The sequence below is a fragment of the Paenibacillus sp. EKM206P genome (assembly GCF_011066155.1).
GTDB lineage: Bacteria > Bacillota > Bacilli > Paenibacillales > Paenibacillaceae > Paenibacillus > Paenibacillus polymyxa_D.
This window is the reverse complement of sequence record NZ_JAAMNQ010000037.1, coordinates 1-3,838: the sequence shown is the minus strand read 5'-3', so window position 1 is coordinate 3,838 and position 3,838 is coordinate 1. Positions and strand designations below refer to the sequence as shown.

Here is a 3,838-nt window from a genome sequence, read left to right as displayed (position 1 = left end):
TTGCCTGGTGAGAATACGCATGTTTCTGTGGCAGAACGAGATGACGACACAAACAGAAGCGGTCAAAGTTCAAATTCCGGCTATGTTTTGGAAAAACTGCCATTTATGTTGGGCAAAGAACGAAGTGCCGCATTAAAGCAAATAGCCAAGCAACAACATGTCACGATTAACACCTTGCTGCAAAGCGTGTGGGGCGTTATTTTACAGCAATACAATAACAATCAGGATGTTGTGTTTGGTGGTGTGGTATCCGGTCGTCCGGCAGACATTCCAGGCGTGGAGGACATGATCGGACTGTTTATCAATACCATACCGGTTCGGATTCAAAGTGAACGGAATGCTACATTTGCTGAAATATTGCAGCGCACACAGGAACAGGCATTGGCCTCCGGTGTCTATGACACATTCCCGCTGTACGACATTCAGGCACGGACTGAACAAAAACAAGACCTGATCAATCACATCATGGTCTTTGAAAACTACCCCATCGGGCAGCAGATGAAGCAGATGGGCGGCTCCGGTGAGACCAAGGCACAAACTGGCTTCTCTATTGCCAATGTGGCACTTACAGAGCAAACCAACTACGATTTCAACCTGATTGTCGTGCCTGATGAGGATATCTCCATCCTGCTTGAATACAATGCGCTGGTGTATAACCGGTCTGCAATGGAGCGTATCCAGGGTCATATCGACCACGTCATCGGACAAATCGTAGACAACCCGCATATCCGTGTGAATGAGCTGGCATTGGTGACCCCGCAAGAACAGGCACAGATTGTTCAGGTCTGGGGCGATACGGCGGTAGCTTATCCGCTGGATCAAACGCTAAGTGCACTGTTCGAGCAGCAGGCAGCGAAAACACCGGATCAGGTGGCAGTGCTGTGCGGAGCGGAGTCGTTGACCTACGCGGAGTTGAATGAGCGAGCGAACCGTTTGGCTCGGACGCTGCGTGCGGAAGGTGTTGAACCGGATCAACCAGTCGGTATTCTGGTCCGCCGTTCGCTGGAGATGATCGTAGGCATCTACGCGATCCTCAAGGCAGGCGGAGCCTATGTGCCAATCGATCCGGAATATCCGGCCGACCGCATCCGCTTTATGCTGGAGGACTCGGGCGCGAAGCTGGTGCTGACGCAATCGCATCTGGCGGAGCAAGCATCGCTGAGTTTCAACGGCCAGGTGCTGGTACTGGACCGCGAGAACATCTACCACAAAGACGGTTCGAATTTGGAGCCACTGGCCGGGCCGCATCATGTAGCCTATGTCATCTATACCTCCGGCTCCACCGGAAAACCGAAGGGTGTGATGGTGGAGCACCATTCCGTGCTGAACCGGATTTTGTGGATGCATGATCGTTACGGCTTGAGTGCGGAAGATACGATCCTACAAAAGACCGCTTTCACCTTCGACGTGTCAGTGTGGGAGCTGTTCTGGTGGTCGATGGTCGGCTCGAAGGTAAGCCTGTTGTCCGTGGGCGGGGAAAAGAACCCGGAAGAGATCGTGGACACGATTGCCCGCGATGGCGTAACCACGATGCACTTTGTACCCGCTATGCTGCATGCGTTTCTGGAGTACGTGGAGCAGCAGCCACGGGAAGTGATGCAAGCGAAGCTGGGCACGCTGCATCATGTCTTTGCCAGCGGTGAAGCCTTGCCGCCACAGCATGTGGCCCGGTTCCAGCGGCTTGTGTCGAGCCTGGCTGGAGCGAAGCTGATCAACCTGTATGGACCAACTGAAGCGACGGTGGACGTATCGTACTTTGATTGCGAGCCGGATGGGGAATATGCGGTTATCCCGATCGGGAAACCGATTCAAAACATTCGTCTGTACATCGTGAAGGAAGGCACGGAGCAATTGCAGCCGATTGGGGTTGCAGGTGAGCTGTGTATCGGCGGTGTCGGCGTAGCCCGAGGCTATCTGAACCGTCCGGAGCTGACGGCCGAGAAATTTGTGAAAGACCCGTTTGCCGGCGGGGAAGCCGGGTATGAACGGATGTACCGCACAGGCGATTTGGCGAGATGGATGCCGGACGGCAACATCGAATATCTGGGCCGGATCGACCATCAAGTAAAAATCCGGGGTTACCGGATTGAGCTGGGTGAGGTGGAATCGCAGCTGCTTCAAGTGGAATCGGTACGAGAAGCAGTGGTCATGGCTCGTGCGGATGAAACGGGCCAAAAACAAATGGTGGCCTACTATGTTGCGGGGCAAGAGCTAGGAGCCAGTGAGCTGAGAAGTGAGCTGGGCCGGGAGCTGCCAAGCTACATGGTGCCATCGTACTTTGTACAGCTAGAGCAGATGCCGCTGAGTCCCAATGGAAAAATTGACCGCAAGGCCCTGCCAGCACCGGAAGGCAGCCTGCAAACCGGAGCTGATTATGCAGAGCCGCGTACCACGCCAGAACGCGCTTTGGTAGCGGTCTGGCAGTCGGTACTGGGACTACAGACGGTCGGTATTTTGGACAATTTCTTTGATCTGGGCGGCGATTCGATCAAGGCCATTCAAATTACATCCCGTGCGTTCCAGGCCGGTTATAAGCTGGACATGAAGGATTTGTTCCAGTATCCAACGGTTGCAACACTGGCACCGCATTTGCATGAGGTCAGCCGTATGGCAGATCAAGGAGAAGTGAGCGGGGAAACCGCGTTGCTACCGATCCAGCAGTGGTTCTTTGCGCAGGAGCGCGAGCGTCCGCAGCACTTTAATCAGGCGGTCATGCTCTATCGTGCCGAGGGCTTTGATGAGACGGCAGTTCGCCAAGTCATGGATCACATCGTGAAGCATCATGATGCGCTGCGTACCGTTTTCCATCAGACTTCCTCTGATTGTACGGCTTGGACACGTAGTGTAGATGAAGGCGCGTTGTATACGCTGGAAACCGCAGACTACCGTGAACAAGTAGTCTATGCGGAAGCGCTGGAAGCGAAGGCAAATGAAATTCAAAGCAGCATTCACCTGTCCGAAGGACCGCTGGTGAAGCTGGGATTGTTCCACACAGCCGAGGGCGATCATTTGCTCATAGCTATTCACCATTTGGTGATAGACGGAGTGTCGTGGCGGATTCTGTTTGAAGATTTCTCGACAGGTTACGAGCAAGCGATCAAAGGCGAGCCTGTACGATTGCCATATAAAACGGATTCCTTCCAAACATGGGCACGGGAGTTGTCATCTTACGCTAACCGTCCTGAGGCTGCATCGGATGAAATGTACTGGAAGCAGCTGGAACAGGCCAAAGCGGAAGCGGCGCCGCTGCCTAAGGATTTTGCCTATGAGGGCTCTTTGAATGCAGACAGAGAAGTGCTGACGGTAGAGTGGACCGAAGCAGAAACCCAGCAGTTGTTAAAACAGGCCCATCGCGCCTATAACACCGAGGTCAATGATTTGCTGCTGACCGCATTAGGATTGGCGATGCACAACTGGACAGGCGCAGGACAGGTGCTGGTGAACCTGGAGGGCCATGGCCGGGAAGCGATCCTGCCCGAGGTGGATATGACACGTACCGTAGGCTGGTTCACAAGCTTGTATCCGGTACTGCTGGATACGGGTGCAAATCTGACGCTGGCAGAGCGGATTAAAGAAACGAAGGAAGGCCTACGCCGGATTCCGCATAAAGGGCTAACCTATGGAACTTGGCGCTACTTGTCCCATGCATCAGAATCGGGTAAAGCGCATGCGATTGCAGCAGAACCGGAAATCAGCTTTAACTATTTGGGTCAGGTCGATCAGGATCTACAAAACAGTGGAATCACATTGTCTTCCTATAGCGCAGGAGAGACAGAGGATGCACATTCACCGCTGCAATATACGCTGGATTTAAACGCGATGATCTCGGAAGGCACGC

Annotated in this window: 1 protein-coding gene; it reads left to right on the top strand. The window is 53.7% G+C overall.

Annotation, left to right across the window (positions count from 1 at the left end; translation table 11 throughout):
- Positions 1-3,838 (top strand): non-ribosomal peptide synthetase (locus G9G53_RS25520; protein WP_165150865.1); only part of this gene is annotated, 3,838 nt, incomplete at both ends.